Origin of the sequence: Duganella sp. CF402, assembly GCF_900109645.1 — a bacterium.
GTDB lineage: Bacteria > Pseudomonadota > Gammaproteobacteria > Burkholderiales > Burkholderiaceae_D > Rugamonas.
The window spans coordinates 380064-400232 of record NZ_FOBG01000001.1 but is presented as its reverse complement, the minus strand read 5'-3'; the positions used below and the strand labels follow the sequence as shown (position 1 = coordinate 400232).

General features: G+C 63.9%; 17 protein-coding genes. 3 read left to right on the top strand and 14 right to left on the bottom strand.

Going from position 1 to position 20169, the window contains the following annotated elements:
• Positions 1–174: 174 nt before the first annotated feature.
• From BMZ70_RS01840 to BMZ70_RS01825, 4 genes are all read right to left on the bottom strand, one after another.
• A complete protein-coding gene (locus tag BMZ70_RS01840; RefSeq protein WP_092269141.1) occupies positions 175–1281 on the bottom strand; it encodes a polyamine ABC transporter substrate-binding protein in 1107 nt (368 codons plus the stop codon).
• An 82-nt stretch (positions 1282–1363) separates the two neighbouring features.
• A complete protein-coding gene (gene fliD / locus BMZ70_RS01835) occupies positions 1364–2743 on the bottom strand; it encodes a flagellar filament capping protein FliD (protein WP_092269138.1) in 1380 nt (459 codons plus the stop codon).
• 83 nt (positions 2744–2826) lie between these two features.
• Positions 2827–3315 (bottom strand): hypothetical protein, encoded by a 489-nt coding sequence (locus tag BMZ70_RS01830; protein ID WP_092269135.1) that lies wholly within the window; start codon positions 3313–3315, stop codon positions 2827–2829.
• A gap of 18 nt (positions 3316–3333) precedes the next feature.
• The gene (locus BMZ70_RS01825) at positions 3334–4728 is read right to left on the bottom strand and encodes a CoA transferase (RefSeq protein WP_092269132.1); all 1395 of its coding nucleotides are present in this window, start codon (positions 4726–4728) and stop codon (positions 3334–3336) included.
• Positions 4729–4821: 93 nt separating this feature from the next.
• On the opposite strand from BMZ70_RS01825, the gene BMZ70_RS01820 reads away from it, so the two are divergent.
• Complete coding sequence (locus BMZ70_RS01820; protein ID WP_092269130.1) at positions 4822–5985, top strand: citrate synthase family protein; 1164 nt, start codon at positions 4822–4824, stop codon at positions 5983–5985.
• Here BMZ70_RS01820 and BMZ70_RS01815 read toward each other — a convergent pair.
• From BMZ70_RS01815 to alr, 3 genes are all read right to left on the bottom strand, one after another.
• The gene (locus tag BMZ70_RS01815) at positions 5966–6286 is read right to left on the bottom strand and encodes a PilZ domain-containing protein (RefSeq protein ID WP_229205253.1); all 321 of its coding nucleotides are present in this window, start codon (positions 6284–6286) and stop codon (positions 5966–5968) included. The two genes, BMZ70_RS01820 and BMZ70_RS01815, sit on opposite strands and share 20 nt — an antisense overlap.
• A gap of 63 nt (positions 6287–6349) precedes the next feature.
• Positions 6350–7726 carry a DNA repair protein RadA gene (gene radA, locus BMZ70_RS01810; protein ID WP_092269124.1) on the bottom strand — a complete coding sequence of 459 codons (1377 nt, stop codon included), beginning with the start codon at positions 7724–7726 and terminating at the stop codon, positions 6350–6352.
• A gap of 4 nt (positions 7727–7730) precedes the next feature.
• Entirely contained in the window at positions 7731–8825 is a 1095-nt protein-coding gene (alr, locus tag BMZ70_RS01805; RefSeq protein ID WP_092269121.1) for an alanine racemase, read from the bottom strand.
• A gap of 131 nt (positions 8826–8956) precedes the next feature.
• On the opposite strand from alr, the gene lplT reads away from it, so the two are divergent.
• Entirely contained in the window at positions 8957–10219 is a 1263-nt protein-coding gene (lplT, locus tag BMZ70_RS01800; RefSeq protein WP_092269117.1) for a lysophospholipid transporter LplT, read from the top strand.
• Here the strand turns inward: lplT and BMZ70_RS01795 are convergent.
• Genes BMZ70_RS01795 through tsaB form a run of 4 tightly spaced genes read right to left on the bottom strand, consistent with a single transcriptional unit; the run spans position 10216 to position 13253 of the window.
• Positions 10216–11151, bottom strand: a complete 936-nt coding sequence (locus BMZ70_RS01795; RefSeq protein ID WP_092269114.1) for a DUF1853 family protein — start codon at positions 11149–11151, stop codon at positions 10216–10218. The two genes, lplT and BMZ70_RS01795, sit on opposite strands and share 4 nt — an antisense overlap.
• On the bottom strand, positions 11144–12043 hold the full coding sequence (locus BMZ70_RS01790) for a uracil-DNA glycosylase (protein ID WP_229205252.1): 900 nt from the start codon (positions 12041–12043) through the stop codon (positions 11144–11146). Before BMZ70_RS01790 ends, BMZ70_RS01795 begins: the two co-directional genes overlap by 8 nt.
• A gap of 47 nt (positions 12044–12090) precedes the next feature.
• The gene (rimI, locus tag BMZ70_RS01785) at positions 12091–12561 is read right to left on the bottom strand and encodes a ribosomal protein S18-alanine N-acetyltransferase (RefSeq protein ID WP_092277417.1); all 471 of its coding nucleotides are present in this window, start codon (positions 12559–12561) and stop codon (positions 12091–12093) included.
• Complete coding sequence (tsaB, locus tag BMZ70_RS01780) at positions 12561–13253, bottom strand: tRNA (adenosine(37)-N6)-threonylcarbamoyltransferase complex dimerization subunit type 1 TsaB (RefSeq protein ID WP_092269109.1); 693 nt, start codon at positions 13251–13253, stop codon at positions 12561–12563. Before tsaB ends, rimI begins: the two co-directional genes overlap by 1 nt.
• An 82-nt stretch (positions 13254–13335) precedes the next feature.
• Between tsaB and BMZ70_RS01775 the strand changes: the two genes are divergently transcribed.
• Complete coding sequence (locus tag BMZ70_RS01775; RefSeq protein WP_092269106.1) at positions 13336–13761, top strand: thioredoxin family protein; 426 nt, start codon at positions 13336–13338, stop codon at positions 13759–13761.
• Between the two features lie 6 nt (positions 13762–13767).
• Here the strand turns inward: BMZ70_RS01775 and BMZ70_RS01770 are convergent, their stop codons facing one another.
• From BMZ70_RS01770 to BMZ70_RS01760, 3 genes are read right to left on the bottom strand one after another with little or no spacing between them, the layout of a single operon-like run.
• Positions 13768–14601, bottom strand: a complete 834-nt coding sequence (locus tag BMZ70_RS01770) for a substrate-binding periplasmic protein (RefSeq protein WP_092269103.1) — start codon at positions 14599–14601, stop codon at positions 13768–13770.
• A gap of 9 nt (positions 14602–14610) precedes the next feature.
• On the bottom strand, positions 14611–16884 hold the full coding sequence (locus BMZ70_RS01765) for a xanthine dehydrogenase family protein molybdopterin-binding subunit (RefSeq protein ID WP_092269100.1): 2274 nt from the start codon (positions 16882–16884) through the stop codon (positions 14611–14613).
• Positions 16885–16907: 23 nt separating this feature from the next.
• Entirely contained in the window at positions 16908–20033 is a 3126-nt protein-coding gene (locus tag BMZ70_RS01760; RefSeq protein WP_092269098.1) for a bifunctional diguanylate cyclase/phosphodiesterase, read from the bottom strand.
• Between the last annotated feature and the right edge of the window lie 136 nt (positions 20034–20169).

The following is a 20169-nucleotide window of genomic DNA, read 5'->3' as shown; positions in this document are numbered from 1 at the left end:
ATGGGTATGTTCGGCGGCATGATTGCACTGGTAGTGTATGAACTGGTGCAGGAAATGCGAGGCAGCAAACACAAACTGATCGACCGCTATCACGAATAGCATACAGCTTCATCGAAGCCTACGGCGCCAGCGGCGTGCCCTTACAAGGACATCGCCTCTCGCGCCGTTCAACGTTTACACCCCAGTTTTGAATTTCGTGTAGATGCGCGTGATATTGCGGCGAATATCCGCCGGCACCGCTTCCGGCGCCGCCATGCGCTTCTTGTCTTCGTCCGACAGGAACACCGTCTTGTTGTTAGCGATATCCTTGCGCACGTGCTTGACGCTGGCCGCGTTCGGATTGGCGTAGAACACCTTGTTGGTCAGGCTGGCATGCACTTCCGGACGCATGATGTAGTTGATCCACAGGTGGGCGTTGTTCGGGTGCGGCGCATCGGCGGGAATCGCCATCGTGTCGAACACCAGCGCGGCCGAGGTCTTCGGCACCAGCACTTCAATCACATTGCCGTTCTTGGCGTCGATCGCGCGCTGGCGCGCGATGTTGATGTCGCCCGACCAGCCCAGCGCCACGCACACCGCGCCGTTGGCCATGTCATTGATGTAGCCCGAAGAGCTGAACAGCGTCACGTATGGGCGGATGGCTTGCAGCACCTTGCCCGCTTCGGCATAGTCGGCGGCGGACTTCGAGTAGGCTGGCTTGCCGGCATACAGCAGCGCGGCCGGCAACACTTCCGACGGCGAATCGAGGAAGGACACGCCGCACGATTTCAGCTTGGAAGCGTACTTCGGATTGAAGATCAGCTCCCAGGCGTTGTCCGGCATCGGCATGCCGCCCAGCGCGGCCTTGACCTTGTTCACATTGATGCCGACCGTGGTGTAGCCCCACAGCCAGTCGACCAGGTATTCGTTGCCCGGGTCGATGCTGGCCAGCTTGGCCTGGATTTCCGGATCGAGGTTCTTCAGGTTGGAGAGCTTGGACTTGTCCAGCTTGCGCAGCAGCTTGCCATCGATTTGCAGGCGCGCCCACTGGGCGGTCGGCACCACGATGTCGTAGCCGGACTTACCGGCCACCAGCTTGGAGTTCAGGATTTCGTTGTTATCAAACAGGTCATAGCGGACCTTGATGCCGGTTTCCTTCTCAAAATTCTTCACCGTGTCGTCGGCGATGTAGTCCGACCAGTTGTAAATATTGAGAACTTTTTCCTCTTGCGCACCGGCCACCTGCACCGCGCCCGCCAGCAAGCCAGCAGCCAGCACCGCACCAACGAACTTCCCTGCCATAACACCTCCGAAATGGGATTCATCACATAAGCCGTGATGATCGGGCATCCACCGCCCGGATGCAAGGAATTCGTTAGAAATATCAACCTAGCATATCGAACAAGGTTCCGGTGCCGCTGCCGCCGCCGGTGAGCGCGCTGCCGGCGCCGGTTTGGGCCTGGGCGGTGTACAGGGCGGCCAGCGCGTTGGCCTGGGCCGTCATGGCCTTGGTCATGGCGGTTTTCTTGCTGGCCAGGCTGGCCAGTTCGCTGGTGGTCAGGCTGGTTTCCTTGGTCAGCACGCTGTTGGTGGAGGTCAGCGCGCCGGCCTTGGCCGATAGCAGGTCGGCAATGCCGCGGCCGTCGTTGGTGAACAGCTTGGCAACCTTGGAGGAATCGGTCTTCAGCGCGGCTTGCAGCTTGGCGTCGTCCAGCACCAGGTTGCCGTCCTTGTCCTGGCTGACGCCGGCAGAGGCCAGCGCCGTGATGGAGACGCTGCCGCCGCCGGTCTTCAGCAGCAAATTCATCTGGCTGATGGCCTGGTTCAGCGCGGTGTCGGACTTGAGGTCGCCCTTTTGCAGCTTGAGCAGCTTGGCGTTGAGGTCGTTGTAGGCGCTGACGAAGGATTTCAGGTTGGCGCCGATCTGGCTGCTGTCCTGCGTGATGGTGACATCGCTCTTGCCGGCCGCAACCAGATTCAGCGTGGCGCCGGCGATGGCGCTGTCCTTGACCGTATTGCTGGCGCTCTTGATTTCCTTGCCGTCGACGGTGAGGATGGCGTCCAGCGCAGGGCTGGTCTGCTTGAGCTTTTGGGTGCCGTCCGGATCGTAGGCCAGCAGGTTCTTCAGCGCGGCGTCGCCGCTGACGCTGATGCGCATGCTGCTGGCCGCGCCGTCCGGGCCGGCGATCGACAGCGAATACTGGCCGTCATCGCCCTTGACCACGCTGACGTCCACGCCGGCGGCCTTGAAGGCGGCGGCGATGCCGTCCAGCGTGTTGTTGCTGGAATCGATGGTGATGCTCTTGCTGGCAACGGCGGCATTGACGAAGCCCTTCCCGCCGCCGGCCGTGCCAAAGTCGATCTTGACCGTGGTGGTGGCGCCGGCGCCGATCTTGCCGCTGGAAGACGCGAAATCGTCGCTGGTCAGGAACTGGCCCTGCGCCAACTGCTTGATGTCGAGCGCATAGGTACCGGCCTTGGCCGAACCGGTCGAGGTGGCGGTCAGCACCGTCTTGACCGAGCTGGCCGCACTGGTGTTCAGGCCGTTGCCGACCAGGCCGGCCGCGATCGACTGGAAACTGGCCAGCGCGCTTTGCAGCTGGCCCAGCGCCGACAGCTTGGTCTGGTCCTTGGCAATCGTGGTATTGAGTTTGGCGGCGGCGTTGGATTGCGACGCCATCGCTTGTTCGACGCGGTTGTAGACGTCGGTTGAGACCTGCGTGCTGGTCGAGCCGCTGGTCGAGCTGATACTGGAAGTAGCCATGATTTCATTCCGCCTTGGTGGTTACATAGTATGCAACATGAACACTTGCACCAAAGCGCGGAATAACGCTGGATTTGCAGTCCTTAATGCGAGTTGAAGGCGATGCGGTATGGGACCTGCATGGCGCATGGGGTGCCGTTGCACAGCGCCGGCTTGTACTTCTGGATCAGGGCTGCCTGCGCCAGCAGCTTGGCCACGTCCTCATCTTCCGCCTTCAGGAACGATACCGCCGTCGGCTTGCCCTGGCTGTCGATCTCGATCGCGATGCTGTAATAGCCAGTCGCGTGCGTGCGTTCCTGCACCAGCGAAAACAATTTGTAGACCGGGCCGAGACCGTCTGCCGGATATGGCGGCTCGTCGGTCGGCCCCATCGCCTCATACTGGGACTTGACGATCGCTTGCTGCTCGGGCGTCAGCTCGGCATAGCGCTTGTCGAACGGCACCCTGCCGCCGGTCACGATGTCGCGCTTGAGATTGGTGCCAACGGATGCCTGCTCCTGCTTGAGCGTGTATTGCGCGCAGGCGGAGCTGCTCGCGAGAATCAGCGGTAGCAGGATAGTTAAAAAGCGCATGGTTCGTGAAGGTTGAGATTAATCGCCCGAAGTTAGCACAGCCTTATCAGAATTGCAAAGCAACCAGTTTACTTTAGCGCCGCCGAGGCTGGAAGCGGGCAAGTCCCACTGCATCGGCGCGCCGTCGATGATGGCTGGCGGACGGTATCGGCGTGCCGGCCCCCATTCGGTTTGTTCCAGTTGCGGCGAGAAGTCGTCGTCTCGCGTGGGGGCGAATGGCGTGTTGACGGACGGCGGTGGCGCGTCGGTCAGCAGTTTGGCGGTGCGGGCCAATGAGAGACGGGCTTGCATGGCGCGCCCCTCGGTCAGGCGGCTGCTCAGGGCACGCACCACGGCGGCGGCCATCAGGTAGCCGGTGGCGTGGTCCAGCGCTTGCACCGGCAGCGGGACCGGTTGGCCGGCGCCCTGCTGCCGCATGCCATAATGGGCAATGCCGCTGCTCATCTGCACCAGGCTGTCGAAGCCGCGCCGGCCAGCCTGCGGGCCGTTCCAGCCGTAAGCGTTCAAAGCGACGTCAATCAGCGCTGGATTGAGCTGGCGCCGCATGGATTCGCCGTAGCCCAGCCGTTCCAGCGCGGCGGGACGGTAGCCGTGCACCAGCACGTCAGCCTGCGCCAGCAGCTTTTCGAACACGGCGCGATCCTCCGGACGCCTCAGGTCGAGGCGCGCGCAGCGCTTGCCAAGCGTGACTTCAGGGATGACACCGGGCTCGTTCCAGCAAGGCGGATCGATGCGCAGGACGTCGGCGCCGTAGCCGGCCAGGAAGCGCGTCGCCACCGGGCCGGCCAAGACGCGCGTCAGGTCCAGCACCCTGAGGCCGGCCAGCGGGCGCTGGCTGCTCCAGGCCCATTCGCGCTGGCTGGCGCGGCCGGTATCGGCAAGGGCGATCAAGGGTTCGCTGGCGACGCTTCGGCCTTGCGGATGGGCGCGCCATTCTTCCATCGAACGCATGACGGCCGCGCAGCCACCTTGCGCCAGCACGGCCTCCTCCAACTCCAGCCCGCGCCATGCTGCCACGGCGCGCGCCACCACCGAGCGCTCTGGCACGCAACCGAGCGCTGCCAGAACGGCGTCGCGATGGTGCGGGGCGTTGGTGTGCAGGCGTATCCAGCCGTCCGCAGTGGCGTAGTCGCCGGCGATGGCGTCCCACAGCGGCGGACGCTCCCAGCCGACCGGGTGGAACGACCAGCTGAACCACATCGACGCCAGCCGGCGATCGACCTGCACGCGCGACGCTGCGCTGCCCTGCGCCACCATCAGCTGCCGCACCGCCAGCGCCGCCGCGCCGACCGAGGCGGCTGCCAGATCAGTGACGGCGAAATATGACGGCAGTTCGCCTTCGCCTGTGAAGTCCACCTCCACACCGGGCAGGTTCAGCGCAGAGCAAACGGCGTTCAGCAGAGGATGAGACATGGCAGCTCCCGATAAGTTATCCTTGCTCGCAGCTTAGGACCGACGGTCTGTGAGCGTCAATCTTGAGTTGATGTATCAACATAGGAAGTGAATATGGTCTGGATGACCGCTGCCGAAGCTCTGGATGTGCTGAACGTGCGCCCGCAAACGCTGTACGCCAACGTCAGCCGGGGGAAGATCCGCGCCAAGCCAGATGGCGATGATCCGCGCCGCAGCCTGTACCATCGCGACGATGTGCTGCGCATGGCGCGCCGGGCGAACGGGCGGCGCAAGGTGGACATCGTCTCCAGCGAGGCGATGCAGTATGGCGATCCGGTGCTGCCCTCCGCCATTTCCACCGCCGCCAATGGCAAGCTGCTCTACCGCGGCCACGACGCCGCCAGGCTGGCCGACTCCGCCAGCCTCGAGGATATCGCCGCCCTGCTGTGGGAATGCGATGCGGCCGTAAGCGCGGTGCCGCGTGCGGCCCGGCAAGCCGACGCAAGGACTGACGGCGCACTAGCCGCCGGTCTGCTCGCGCTCGCCCGCCGCAGTGCGGTTGATGAGCCGTCGCTGGGCCGCGCGCCGGTGGACTTGCGTGCCGAGGCCGCTGGCGTGCTGGCCGCGCTGGTCGATGCCATGACCGGCGGCAGCGTCCCGGCATCCATCAGCCGCCGCCTGGCCCGTCACTGGCGCGCGGAGCGGCACGAAGACCTGATCCGCCGCGCCCTCGTGTTGATGGCGGACAATGAACTGAACGCCTCCACCTTCGCCACGCGCGTCGCCATCTCCACCGGCGCTTCGCTGGCGGCGGGCGTGCTGGCCGGCTTCACCACGCTGACCGGCCCCCTGCACGGCGGCGCGGCCAGGGAGTTCGCCCAGCTCATCACGCAAGCGCAGGCCAGCAGCGCCGACGACGCCGTGCGCGGCTGGCTGGCGAGCGGCCGGCCGTTGCCCGCCTTCGGCCATCCGCTTTACAGCGAAGGCGATCCGCGCGCCAAGGCGCTGCTGCGCCGGCTACCGAAAATTCAACCATATGAAGCTCTGGCCGTCGCCGCCGAACAGCAAGCCGGCGAACTGCCCAATATCGACTACGCCCTGTCCTTGCTGACCGCGCACTGCAGCCTGCCGGAAGAGGCGCCGTTTGTCTTGTTTGCGGTGGGACGCTGCGTCGGCTGGCTGGCCCATGCGCTGGAGCAGGTGCAAGCCAGCCGCCTGATCCGGCCGCGCGCCCGCTACACCGGGCCGGCCGAAATCATCAGCGCAGGAATTTATTGATGGTGGCCATCGTGGCCAGGTCCGGATTCATGAACTGGAAGCCGATCTTGAAGTGGTCGCCGCTGAAGATGCAGTAGTTCACCCGCGACTGGCAGCTCACGATTTGCGCCTTGCCCTCGACGAACAGCTCGAACGACACCATGCCGACCTCCCCCGTCGCCAGCTTGTTGTCGAAGGTGAGCGACACCCCGGTCGCGCTGATATCCAGCGTGCGCCCCATCTTGGGCGACATGCCATCCATGACCACGACTGCTTTGGAACGCACGATCTTGCGCGCGCCTGACCTTTGATCGACTAACACTTTCTTGCCCTCTTAGTTACGCAAAATGCACTATTAACGATTACAACACATAACAATACATCGTTATTGGATTTCGCGCAGCTTATTGAAGGCATCATCGATTCGATCAACACCGATGATGGTCATGCCCTCGATCGGTTGCTTGGGAGCGTTGGCAGTCGGGATCATGGCAATCGAGAAGCCCAGCTTGGCCGCCTCGCGCAAACGCTCCTGCCCGCGCGGCGCCGGCCGGATCTCGCCCGCCAGGCCCACCTCGCCAAACACCACGAAACCACGCGGCAGCGGCTTGCTGCGCATCGATGAGTTAATCGCAAGCAACACCGCAAGGTCGGCGGCCGGCTCGGTAATCTTGACCCCGCCCACAGCGTTGATGAACACGTCCTGATCGAAGGCCGCGATGCCGGCGTGGCGGTGCAGCACCGCCAGCAGCATCGCCAGCCGGTTTTGCTCGAGGCCAACCGACAGGCGGCGCGCATTCGGCTGGTGGCTGGTGTCGACCAGCGCCTGGATTTCCACCAGCAACGGCCGCGTACCCTCCTGCGTCACCATCACGCAGGAACCGGGCACCTGGTTATCGTGCTGCGACAGGAACAGCGCCGACGGATTCGACACGCCCTTCAAGCCCTTCTCGGTCATGGCAAACACGCCCAGCTCGTTGACCGCGCCGAAACGGTTCTTGATCGCCCGCACCAGACGGAAGCTGGAATGGTTGTCACCTTCAAAATACAGCACGGTATCGACGATGTGCTCGAGCACGCGCGGGCCGGCCAGCGCGCCTTCCTTGGTCACGTGGCCAACCAGGATGATGGTGACGCCGGTCTGCTTGGCGCAGCGGGTCAGCTGCGCCGCGCACTCGCGCACCTGCGCCACCGAGCCGGGCGCCGAACTCAGGGCATCCGAATACAGGGTCTGGATCGAGTCGATCACCGCCACTTCCGGCTTGAGATCGGCCAGCGTGCCGAGGATTTTCTCGAGCTGGATTTCGGCCTGCAATTTCAGATCGCGGGCATCGATGGCCAGGCGCTTGGCGCGCAAGGCGATCTGCGCGCCCGACTCCTCGCCGGACACGTACAGCACCTTCTTCATGTGCGACACATTGGCCAGCGCCTGCAGCAACAAGGTCGACTTGCCGATACCCGGATCACCGCCGATCAGCACCACGCCGCCGGAAACCAAACCGCCGCCCAGCACGCGGTCGAACTCCTCGATGCCGGTGCCGAAGCGCGGCACGTCGATGGCGTCGATATCAGTGAGCGACAGCACCGGCGCGGTCTGCGCCAGCGACATATGGGCCGGCTGCGAGTAGCGGTTATTGCCGCCCGCCTCGATCACGGTTTCCACCATCGTGTTCCACTGCTGGCAGGACGAGCACTGGCCGGTCCACTTGGTGGAGGTGCCGCCGCATTCGCTGCAGGTGTAGTTGGTTTTTGCCTTGGCCATGCGTTCAGACCTCGACCACAGGCACGCGCTGCGTCAACGCACACATCAGCTCATAGCCGATGGTGCCGGCCGCTTCCGCCACCTCGTCGATCGGCAAGCCCTGCCCCCACAGCACCACCTTGCTGCCGATGTGCGCCTGCGGCAGGTCGGTCAGGTCCACGGTCAGCATGTCCATCGACACGCGGCCAACCAAGCGGGTGCGCACGCCATCGACCAGCACCGGCGTGCCCAGCGGGGCGACGCGCGGATAGCCGTCCGCATAGCCGCACGCCACCACGCCGATGCGCATCGGGCCGGTGGCCTGGAAGCGGCTGCCGTAGCCGACCACCTCGCCGGCCGCGATATCCTGTACGCCGATGAGCTCGCTGCTGAGGGTCATGGCCGGCTGCAGGCCGAACGCCTCAGCGGTGCCGCCGCCCGGCGTGCCGCCGTACAGCATGATGCCGGGACGCACCCAGTCATTCTGCAAATGGTCGTGATGCAGCAGCACCCCGGCCGAATTCGACAGGCTGCGCGCGCCCGGCAGGCCAGCCGCGCCCAGCTCGAAGCGGCGGATCTGCTCGGTAATCGGCAGCAGCGGATGGTCGATATCGTCGGCGTTGGCAAAGTGCGTCATCAGCGTGATGCTGCCGACGCAGGAAATCGCACTCAGGCGCGCATGGGCGGCAGCGTAGGCCTCCGGCACGAAGCCGAGGCGGTTCATGCCGGTGTTCATCTTGAGATGCAGGTCGAAGCGAATGCCGCGCGCGCTCAGTTGCGGCGCCACCGCTTCCAGCCAGGCCAGCTGTTCATTGCAATGCACCGCCGCTTGCAGGTCGTAGCCGGCCATCGTGTGTAAATCGGCCGGACCGAAGAAACCCTCCAATAATAAAATCGGCTTCTTCCACCCCAGTTCGCGCAGCTTGACGGCGTTGTCGACTTCGATCAGCGCCAACCCATCGGCTTCGGCAAAACCGCGCATCGCGCGTTCCAGTCCATGACCGTATCCATTCGCTTTCAGCACGCCCCAAGCCTTGGCGCCCGGTGATTTCGACTTGGCCAGCGCCAAGTTATGCTTCATGGAATCAATATGAATTGTTGCGAGGATAGGCCTTGGCATACGACATTTTCAGCGTGGTAAACGAAGCTGCCATTCTACCAAGAGCGCGGCCGGACGCACTGCTCAATTCTTGGGGATACGAACAAAGCATGGTATAAAGCAAGCCAGATAAGTTTTCAGGCTATCCCAGAATGAATCGTGGTTTCTATACCATCATGGCAGCGCAGTTCTTTTCGTCCCTCGCGGACAATGCGCTGCTGTTTGTTGCGATCGACCTGCTGGTCAACATGAAATCGCCGGGGTGGATCACGCCCCTCCTCAAGCTTTCATTTACCCTCTTTTACGTGCTGTTGGCGGCATTTGTCGGCGCTTTCGCTGATTCGATGCCCAAAGGCAAGGTTATGTTCATCTCCAACCTGATCAAGGTTGGCGGCTGCCTGCTGATTTTCGCCCACGTGCACCCTCTGCTGGCTTACGCCATCGTCGGTTTCGGCGCGGCTGTGTACTCGCCGGCCAAGTACGGCATCCTCACCGAATTGCTGCCGGCCGAAAAGCTGGTGGCGGCCAATGGCTGGGTGGAAGGGCTGACCGTGCTGTCGATTATCTTCGGTACCGTGATGGGCGGCGCCCTGGTCGGCGGCCGCGTGTCGTCCTTCCTGCTGGGCTTTGACATGCCGGTAATCGATACCGGCATCGAAACGCCAACCCAGGCCGCGCTGTGCGTGGTGGTCGGCATCTATATGCTGGCGGCGCTGTTCAATACGCGGATTCCGGACACCGGTTGCGTGTACGGCCATCAGGAACGCAATCCGATCAAGCTGATCAGCGACTTTTCCAACTGCTTCAGCATGCTGTGGAAAGACAAGCTGGGCCAGATTTCGCTGGGCGTGACCACCCTGTTCTGGGGCGCGGCGCAGACCCTCCAATTCATCGTGCTCGAATGGGCCAACCGCACCCTGCATCTCACCTATGAGCAGTCGACCAGCCTGGTGGGCGTGGTGGCAATCGGCGTGGCGGCCGGCGCAGTGATTTCGGCGCGCTTTGTTTCGCTGCGCAAGTCGCTGAGCGTGATCCCGGTCGGCATCGCAATGGGCGTTATTGTCATGTGCATGACGATGGTGAATTCGGTCAAGATCGCCTACCCGCTGCTGATTCTGGTCGGCTTATTGGGCGGCTTCTTCCTGGTGCCAATGAACGCGCTGCTGCAGCACCGTGGCCACGTGCTGATGAGCGCAGGTCATTCGATTGCGGTGCAGAACTTCAATGAAAACCTGTCGATCCTGACCATGCTGGCGATGTATTCGCTGATGCTGCGCGCGCACTTGAACCTGGACATCATCATTCTGCTGTTCGGCCTGTTCCTGGCCGGCACCATGCTCTACATCATGCGCCGTCATCAGGCCAATCAGCGCGAGTTCGATTCCGTCGCGCTAATTGGCGAGGCCAAGCACTAAGGCAATACGCCTTCCTCACGGCGCCGCGCGGCTTGCGCGCGCCAGTCGTCGGGGACCACGAATCCCCGGCGCTCCTCCACCAGCCAATCCCCTACTTTTCTCAATGCCGCGACCATGATGGGCGCGGCGGCGTCTTGCAATGCGGCCAGCAATTGCGGCTGATCGATGCTGTCTCGCGTTTTCAGCGGCGCCAGCCATTGCAGGCGCGGCATGATGGCGTACTGCTGTTGCGGCAGGTCTTGCGCCTGGGTTTGCGTCATCCAGAATCCGTGGCAGTGCTGCTGGGTGATGCCTTGCATGGGCATCACGCCGTCCGGGTAAAACAGCCAGCCTTTGACCAGCGCCTGTGCGCGCGCAACCGGCAGCGGCAGCAGGGCTTGCGCGGCGGGATGGCTGGCCAGTGACAGCTGCTTTTCGAAGATCTTGCGCATCTTGGCACCCAGCGAATCGGCCAGGTTGGGGCCGATCAGGCCGTTGAAATCGGCACTGGTGCTGTTGGCGTCGAGCAGGTAGAACTTGGTGGCGAATTCGATGTGGATGAGGTGATCACCTTCGTTGAGCAGGAAGTCGAATTCGCCGATGGTGTCGGTGCGGTCGGCGCGCACTTGCAGGCCGTGGGCGTGCAGCTGGCCTTGTTCGCTGAAGTAGAAAGCCATCAGCTTTTCAGCGTACAGGCCGAGGCGCGAGTAGTGCTTGTTGCCGAGGGCGGCCAGCAATGGCGCGGGGTTTTGCTCCAGCGCGGCCAGCCAGCCGGCGGTGGCCGCGCTGACCGGTCCCAGTGAGGCGATGCGGTTTTCCCAATGCGGCGAGGCGGGATCGAGCAGGTCGGGCGCGTCCAGCAGCCAGGCCAGCGCGCGCACGTGCGGATTGCAGAGGTGCGGCCAGCGGCTTTCAAACAGCGCTTGATAGCCGCCCGGCGGCTGCTCAGGCATGACTGGCTTTCGCCAGGCAGAGGTCGACCCAGGCTTTGGCTTTGTCTTCCGGTTTGCGCAGCAGGTCGTCTGGATGGTAGGTGGCGACCACGGGCAGTTGCTGCGCACCGTAGTGCATCACCTTGCCGCGTGCGACCGGGCCCATCATTAGGCCCTTGGCGGCGAACTGGCCGAAGGTCATGGCCATGCGTGCGCCGGTCAGCGCCAGTTCGCGGTCCAGGAACGGACGGCAGGCGATGACTTCCTCGACGCTTGGGTTGCGCTCGGCGCCATCCGGCGTCGATGGGCGGCATTTGACCAGGTTGGTGATGTAGACGTCGGTCTCTGGCTTGAGCTCGATGGCTTTCATCATGTTGTGCAGCAGTTGGCCGGCGTCGCCCGAGACAGCTTGCGCGTCTTTTTCATCCAGGCGCGACGGCGCGGCGCTGATGGCGATCCAGTTGGCCTTTTCGGCGCCACGGCCGATGACGGCGTTGCGGCGCGAGTCGCACAGCGTGCAGCGGGTGCAGCTGGCGATGGCGGAATTGAGGGCGTCCCAGTCCATCGCGGCGATCGCTTCCTCGCTGACCGGCGCGGCGCGGGGCGGAGCCGGAGCTTCGTCGAACCACGCGGTTGATTCGTCTTCAGGCGCGGCGACGTCCTCGGCCGCAGCCGCGCGCGGAGCCGGCGCCGGACGCGGTGGTGCGGCGGCAGGCGCGAGAGGCGGCGGAGCTGCAGGCGCAGCAGCAGGACGCTCGACGGCGACCGGCGCTGGCTGGACCGGCGCCGGCTGAACCGGGGTCGGCGCGGTGGCTGGCGGCAGCGCTTCGGCTGGCTCGCTATCGGCCAGCGCTTGCACGGCCGCTGCGAAACCATCATCCGCCACTTCGCCATTGCGCAATTTCCATTGCACGCCTATCCCCATCTCCTGCAGGAATACCGTGCTTCGTGCCGACTGACTCATATGCCGAACCGCATCACAATTGCGTCCTCGCGTTGCCCATCCGCCGCCGGGTAGTAGCCCTTGCGACGGCCGATCTGTTTAAATCCATAGCGCTCATAAATTGCCAGCGCCCGCGTATTCGATGGCCGCACTTCCAGCAGCACCGACTCCATGCCCAGCCCGCGCGAACAGGCCACGGCTTGATTCAGCAGGAACCTGCCCAAGCCCTGCCCCTGCTTCTCCGCCGACACCGCCACATTCAGCAAATGCGCCTCGTCCACCACCGCCATCAACAGGAAGTAGCCGAGCAAATCGCCATCGCGATCACGCAGCACCCAGGCCTCGTAATTGCTGTTCAGCGAATCTTCGAAATTGGCCATGCTCCACGGATGCGGATACACGCTCTGCTCCAGCGCATACACATCGTCCAGATCCGTTTTTTGCATCGGCTCGTAATTGAGCCGCGCCAGATCCCACACCGCCGCCATCATGCGCCGGCTTCCTTGCTGGCGGCCATCTCGCGGCGCTCGGCCTGCGTGTAGGCGACCTTGTTGCGCAGGTACAGCGGCTGGGCATCGGCCGCCGCCACCGTGCGGCCAGCCGCAAACGCCACCGCCGCCAGTTGCGCGATCTGCTCCGCATGCGGCATCACCTCGGCGTAACCGCCGGCCGGGAAAGCCTCGGCATAGGCCGACAAGCCATTGCCGCAAGCGACCGGCGTACCTTGCGGCTGCACCTCGCCCGGCGCCGACAGCACCGGCGGCAGCACCGCCACCGGCTGGCCGTTTTCAAACCGATATTGCGCCCAATAGACCTCGCCCATGCGCGCATCCAGCACCACCAGTACGTCGGCGGCGCCGTGCTGCTGGTGACAGGCCAGCGCCATCGCGTCCAAGGTCACCACCGGCACCGCCGGCAGCTTGCCGCCGAACGCCAGCCCCTGCGCCACGCCGCATGCGGTGCGCACGCCGGTGAAGGAGCCAGGGCCGGAGCCGTAGGCGATGGCGTCGCACTCCTGCAGGCTGATGCCGGCTTCGGCCAGCAATTCCTGGATCATCGGCAAAATCGACTGGGAATGGGTACGCACGCCGTTCGAGACGCGGCTGATGACGGCATCGCCCCGCAGCAGAGCGCAGGAGGCGGTTTCGGACGAAGTTTCAATGGCAATAATGTTAGGCATCCCGTATTTTACCCCGACCCGCCGGCAGGCGCGACCCCGCGCGGGGAGGTAGAATACGCCTTTAGTGTTTGCTGACCCCGTTATGGCTAGCCTGACCCTCAACTCCGAAAACCGCGAAGAAGTCGCCGCCGCCATCGCCGGCGAGCGCTGGATCGTCGCCTGCCTGTGCGCGGCGTGGTGCGGCACCTGCGCCAGCTACCGCGCCGCCTTCGACGAAGTGGCCGAGCGCCATCCGGACAAATTCTTCGTCTGGATCGACATCGAAGACCACGCCGACATCGTCGGCGACCTGGACGTGGAAAACTTCCCCACCCTGCTGATCCAGCACCACGAGCTGGTGGCCTTCTTCGGCACCATGCTGCCGGATGCCGGCATCGCCCACCGGCTGGTGCAATCGACCGCCGCGCAAAGCGACGAAGACCTGCAGGAACTGATCATCAACAACGAAGAGCGCGCCCAGTGGCAGCGCGACTGCAACCTGCGCGCCCTGCTGAGGGATGCCATCTGACGCGATTTAACGCGGCTTGCGGCGGATCTGCGTCGGCAGCAGGTTCACGCCCGGCATGCCGTGCTTGACCGCGATTTCGGCGGCGGCCGGGCTGTGATTGATCTTGTCGATGCCCTCGTTGAGCACCGCCAGCAGTTCCGGTCCGTACGCTACTTTGCGGCTGACCATCATGTGGAAGGTCGCCGGCGGCAAATCCGGCAAATGCTCCACGCCCAAGCCCAGCTGCTCGTAATCCACCACACCCAGCGCCTTGTAGCCCAGGATGGCCTCCAGCCGTTCCGGCACCGCGTCGCAGCGGTCATGCTTGAGCTTCTGGAAGGATTGCTCGATGTTCTGCGAGCTGGCGTAGATTTCCTCCTGCCGCAGCCCGAACGGCGCGTAGTTGTAGCCGTTGATGGTGCACATGCGGTACTTCTTCAAATCCGCCGAGGTGCGGATGTCGGGCTTCGGCCGCGCCTTGTCGTAGAAATACACCAGCTGCAGCGCATAGTAAGGCTTGGTGATCAGGTACGAGCGCTCGCGCGCCGGATTGTAGGATGCATCGGTCAGCATGTCGTACAGGCCGCGATTGACCAGCTCCACGCAGCGCTTCCAGGGAAGCGGGTCGAACTTGTAGCGCAACCCGTGCTGCGCCAGGCTGCGTTGCAGATAGTCGATGGTATAGCCGACCAGTTCCTCGCTGCGCTGGCCGTTCTCGCGCTTGAAATACAGGTACGGCGGCCACTCCGCCATCTGCCCGCACACTTTGATCTCCTGCCCCGGCGCCAGTGGCGCCGCCGACGCCGCGCAGCAGCCCAGCGCCAGCAAACATGCGATCGACCAGCGGCGGGCGGCGTTCATATCACATCCTCACAGGGTTAGCGGAAGGCTGCGCAGGCGCTTGCCGGTCAGCTTGAAGACCGCATTGGCCACGGCCGGCGCGATCGGCGGCGTGGCCGGTTCGCCCATCCCTTCCGGATGCGCGGCACTCGGCAGGATGATGGTCTCCACCTCGGGGGCCTGGTTCAGACGCACCACGGGATAGTCATGGAAATTGGATTGTTCAACCTTGCCGTCCTTGATGGTGACCGCGCCAAACAGCGCCGCCGACAAGCCAAACACCACGCCCGACTCGGCCTGCTGCGCGATCGTGTTGGGATTGACCGCCAGCCCGCAATCGACCGCGCACACCACGCGGTGCACGCGGATCTCCGTGCCCTCCACCGACACCTCCGCCACCTGCGCCACGATGGTGCCGAACGACTGGTGCAGTGCCACCCCATGCGCGCGGCCGGCCGGCGCGGCGCCCGCCTTGGCCACCGCCGCATCCAGCACCGCCAGATGGCGCGGATGCTGCGCCAGCAGCTCGCGCCGGAACGCCACGCTGTCCTTGCCCGCCGCATGCGCCAGCTCGTCGATGAAGCTCTCCTTGAAGAACGCATTGTGCGAGTGGCCCACCGAACGCCAGTAACCGAGCGGCACCGGGCTGTCGACGATCACGTGGCGGATGCGCTGGTTGGCGAAGTGGTACTGCATATCGAACTCGCCTTCGGCCGTGGTCTTGTCCGGGCCGCCCGGCGGCAGGCCGAGATTCCGCTGGAAGAACTGGTGCGAGATCGCGCCGCTGGCCGACTTGTTATCGTAGCCCAGCACATTGCCCTTGGCATCCAGCGTGGCGCTGAAGCGCGCCAGCGATGCCGGGCGATACACGTCGTGCGTGGTGTCGTCTTCGCGGCTCCAGATCAGTTGTACCGGATAGCCGTCGGCCTGCTTGGCGATGGCCACCGCCTGCGCGACCATGTCCACATCCAGCCTGCGGCCAAAGCCGCCGCCCAGCATGGTCACTGTCAGCACCACCTTGTCGGCCGATACACCAGCCACCTTGGCCGCCACCTCCACCGCGAAGCCCGGCGACTGGGTCGGCGCCCACAGGTGCACCTGGCCGTCCTTGACCTGCGCCGTGCAATTGACCGGCTCCATCGCCGCATGCGCGAGATACGGCGCGCGATATTCGGCCGTCACGGTTTTGGCGACGCCGGCGGCCTTGCCTTCCACCGCATCCATGTCGCCCGCCTTGTAGTAGGCGTAGCCGTCTTCCTTATCCAGCCTGGCCGCGAATTCAGCGTAGATGGCGGCGCTGGACAGGCCGGCCAGCGGGCCGTCGTTCCATTTGATGTCCAGCGCCAGCGCGGCCTGCTTGGCCTGCCAGTAGCTTTTGGCGATCACCGCCACACCCGCGCCGGCGCCGGTTTTCTCCGGCAGGGCGCCTGCGTAATCGACCACTTTCAGCACGCCCGGCATTTTCAGGGCGGTGGCGCTGTCGACGCTGGCAACCTTGCCGCCGATGACCGGCGACATGCGCACCGCCGCGTACAGCATGCCCGGCGGACGCGCGTCGATGCCGAAGATGGCCGTGCCATTGACCTTGGACGGCGTGTCGCGGCGCGGCTGCGGACGGCCGATCAATTTGAATGCCTGCGGCGGCTTGAGGTACACCTCGCCCGGCTTGGCGTTGACGGCCTTTTGCGCCAGCGCGGCGTAGGCCAGCTTGCGGCCATCGGGATGGAGCACGTGGCCGTCCTCGGTGCGCAAAACGCCGGTGCTGGCATTCCACTCCGCTGCCGCTGCGGCGACCAGCATGGCGCGCGCGGTGGCGCCGGCTTCGCGCATCGGCTCCCACGCATCCTTCACGCTGGACGAGCCGCCGGTGATGATCAATCCCAGTTCACGCGCAACCTTGCCCACCACCCAGCTGACCGTGGATTTCAAGCGGCCGGTATCGTCCGGATGGAACGGCAGGCCGTCCTTGAGCATGGCGATATTGCCGAAGATTTTATCGATGGGCGCCTGCACCACGCGCACGGCCGACAACGGCACGTCCATCTCTTCCGCCACCAGCATCGGCAAGGCGGTGTGCACGCCCTGCCCCATCTCGCTGCGCGGCACGGCCACGCTGACAGTGCCGTCCGGGTTGATGCCCACCCAGCCGTTCAGCGCGACGCCGTCGCCGCTCAATGGCAATGGATGTGATCCGTTCAGGCGCTGGCGCGGCGGGGTGACGCCCCAGCCGACCACCAATGCACCCGTCACTGCGAGGCCGCCCAGAATGAAGCGGCGGCGCGATGGTTTTTTCGCTCCCTGCATGCACGTCTCCTGCTTATAGATTGTTATTTTTGCCAGCGTGTCAGCATATCATCAGCGGCCAGCGGACGGCTATAGAAGTAGCCCTGCGCCAGGTTGCAACCGTGGCGCAGCAGGAACGCGGCCTGTTCCTCGGTCTCCACGCCTTCCGCAATCACCGACAAATTCATGCTCTTGCCCAGCTGGATAATCGCAATCGCGATCGCTTCATCATTGACGTCGGTCGAGATGTCCTTGATGAAGGAGCGGTCGATCTTCAGCGTCTGCACCGGCAACTGCTTCAGGTAGGCCAGCGACGAGTAGCCGGTGCCGAAATCGTCGATCGCCAGCGCCACGCCGATCGAGTGCAGGTCGTTGATGAACACCATCGCATCGCCAGTGTTCATAATCACAGACTCGGTCACTTCCAATTGCAGGCGTTGCGGCTCCAGCCCGGTTTCGCGCAGGATGTCCGCCACCATGTTGACGATCGAGCCGCGCTCAAATTGTTTGGCCGAGAGGTTGACCGCGATCTTCGGCACATTCAGGCCAGCTTCCTGCCAGCGCACCATCTGGCGGCAGGCTTCGTGCAGCACCCACTTGCCCAGCTGGTTGATGAAACCCGTGTCCTCGGCCAGCGGGATGAAGCGGATCGGCGGAATCAGACCCAGCTCCGGATGATTCCAGCGCACCAGCGCTTCCACGCCGATCAGGCGGCCGGTGTCGATTTCGACCTGCGGCTGATAGTTGAGGAAGATCTCTTCCTTCTCGATCGAGCGGCGCAGGAAGGTCTCGAGGCGCAGGCGCTCGACGCCCTCGCCGGTCATCGACGGCGCGTAGAAGCTGAAGCCATTGCGGCCGCGCGCCTTGGCCTGGTACATGGCCACGTCGGCATTCCGGATCAGCATATTCAGATCGGCGGCGTCATCCGGGAACAGGCTGATGCCAACGCTGCAGGTCACGAACAATTCGTGGCCGGCCACCATGAACGGCTCCTCAAACATCTGCACCAGTTTTTCCGCGACCTGGCTGGCGCCGTACTGGTTCTCGATATTTTCCAGCAGGACGATGAATTCGTCGCCGCCCAGGCGCGCCAGCGTGTCGCCTTCGCGCAGGCGATCCTGCAAGGCCTTGGCCACTTGCTTGAGCAATTCGTCGCCGATGTGGTGGCCCAGCGTGTCGTTGACGTTCTTGAAGCGGTCAAGGTCGATGAACAGCAGCGCCAATTGCTCGCCCACGCGCGAGGCGCGCTGCAAGGCGTGCTGCAGGCGGTCGTGGAACAGCAGACGGTTCGGCAGCTGCGTCAGCGGGTCGTGGTGCGCCAGGTGGTCCAGCTTTTCCTGCGACTCCTTGGCCTTGGTGATGTCGCTGAACACACCGACGTAATGCGTGGCCACGCCCTGCGGATCACGCACCGCGCTCACGGTCAGGAATTCCAGATACAGTTCGCCGTTCTTGCGCAAGTTCCACAGCTCGCCGCGCCAGAAGCCTTTGCTCAACTGCTCCTGCCACATCTCGTCGTAGAAGGCCGCGTCATGACGGCCGGAGCGGGTCAGCGTGCGGTCCTTGCCGATGGCTTCCGCCTCGGTGTAGCCGGTGATCAGGGTGAAGGCCGGATTGACGGCAACGATAATGCCTTGCGCGTCCAGCACCACCACGCCGTCGGCAATGTGCTCGATGACGGTAGCCGACAGGCGCAGTTTTTCTTCCGCTTCCTTGCGCGCGGTGATATCGGCGAATACCCAGATGCTGCCTTCGTTGGCGCGGTTGTGATCCAGCGCATAGCCGCTGACCATGCACCAGAACAGGCTGCCGTCCTTGCGGCGGTACTGGCGCTCTTCGCTGAAGTAGTCTCCCTGCGACAGCGACGGATACTGGCGCGCGCCCGACGATTCATAGTCGAAGGCGTTCAGGAACATCATCGAAGTCGAGGCGCCGCTCATGGCGCCCGGCTCGTAGCCGAACAGTTCCTCGCAGCGGCGATTGACCGACACGATGGTCCGATGGCGCACGAACATCACGCCGAACATCACGTTGTCGAGGATCGCGCTTTGCTCGGCCAGCAGCGCTTCGATGCGCATCTCATTGTGCTTGCGCTGGCTGATGTCGGTGATGATGCCGTCCACCCACGGCGCTTCGCGGTCGCCATCGGGCTCCGGCGGCTGCGGCTGGCCGTTCTCCTGCACCCAGTGCTCGACACCCTTGGCGTCGACGATGCGGTATTCGACTTCGTACGACTGGCCATCCTGAATCGCCTGGGCGATCACGCGGCGCTGCCGCTTGCGGTCTTCCGGCGCAATCAGATTGGTCCACGAGTGGGTGGTGCTGCGCATGAACTGCGAGGCCGAATAGCCCGAGATATCCTCAATGGCGTCCGATACGAAGTCGATCTTGCCGTCCGGGCGGAAGCGGAACACCGCGCCCGGCACCTGCGTGACGATGGTGCGGAAGCGCTCCTCGCGCTGGCCGATATCCTCGAACAGGCGCTTGATCGCCACCCGCATCTGTTCCAGCTGCTGCGCCAGGCGGCCCAGTTCATCGGAGCCGGTGACATCGAGGCGGGTTTCAAAATCGCCGTGCGACAGGCGGTCGGAGAAGCGCATCAGCTTGCGCAGCGGTTTAATCAGGCGCGAATTCAGGAACAGCACGATCAGCAGCAGCGACACCGTCAGCTGCGCCGCCAGCACGAACACATACGACAGCTGCTTTTCACGCAGCTCCTGCTGGCTGCGCGCATCGTCCATTTCGACCATGATGCGGCCGATGCGTTCACCACGCACCAGGATTTCGCGCTCGGCACGATAAACGTTACCCGTGGTGACGCGCGGCGAGCGCACGTGCATGAACTGCGTGTCGGCCTGGCCGACCACCTGCACCTGCAGCACCGAGCGGTCGCGCATCACCGATTCGACCAGCGAGTGGGCCGATTCGGCATTCATATTCCACAGGGATTCCTGCATGCCCAGCGCCAGGATGTCGGCGTTGCGGGCCAGCGCTTCGTCGAGCGCATAGCGGGCCGATTTCTGTTCGTGCACGCCGATCAGCAGATAGCTGCCGATGATGGCCGGGATCACCAGGCCGCCAAACACCACTACCAGCAGCGCGCCATAAATGGAAAGTCCGTACAAGGCGCTCAGGCGGGCGCGCATTCGCTTATATAAAGTGCTAGTCATGCAGCGGCGCAGCGGCGTAATAAATTGGCATCATGGGACCGGAATTGTTACTTGGTAGGAATTATGCACGGAAACATAGGCAAAAAGTGACATTACCAGCAAAAATCCCGAAGGCGCGCTATGATCGCGACTCATT